At 71.4% G+C, this 406-nt stretch carries 1 pseudogene; it reads left to right on the top strand.

Annotated elements, in window-relative coordinates:
* Window positions 1-101: 101 nt before the first annotated feature.
* Window positions 102-406 (top strand): annotated as a pseudogene (locus AB4Y92_RS26205) (helix-turn-helix domain-containing protein); the annotation flags it as partial.

The raw sequence follows: 406 nt of genomic DNA, 5'->3' as shown, positions 1-406 counted from the left end.
GGGTATCGAGGGGTGGGAGTGACAARTGTGRCGGGATTCCGATGGACWCTCTGATCACSGCGGCGGCGCGCGCRCTKGCCGCRGGMGATCCCCTCGGCGCCTTGAACCGGGTCGCCCTGCGCGACGATGCACCCGCGCTCGCACTGCGAGGCATCGCGATGGCACAGCTCGGCGATCTCGTTCGGGCGAAGGGTCTCCTGCGGCGTGCGGCACGTTCCTTCGGCCCGAAGGAGGCCGTGGCGCGGGCACGGTGCATTGTCGCCGAGGCCGAGATCGCGCTTGCCTCGCGCGACCTCGGCTGGCCTGCGAAAACGCTCGACGCCGCGCGCGCCACGCTCGAGGAGCACGGTGACCGGCTGAACGGCGCCCATGCGCGGCATCTCGAGATCCGCCGGCTCCTGCTGAT

Source organism: Lysobacter sp. TAB13 (assembly GCF_052113885.1).
GTDB classification, from domain to species: domain Bacteria; phylum Pseudomonadota; class Gammaproteobacteria; order Xanthomonadales; family Xanthomonadaceae; genus Lysobacter; species Lysobacter gummosus.
The sequence above is the reverse complement of the archived record's forward strand: the minus strand, read 5'-3'. Positions and strand labels throughout refer to the sequence as shown.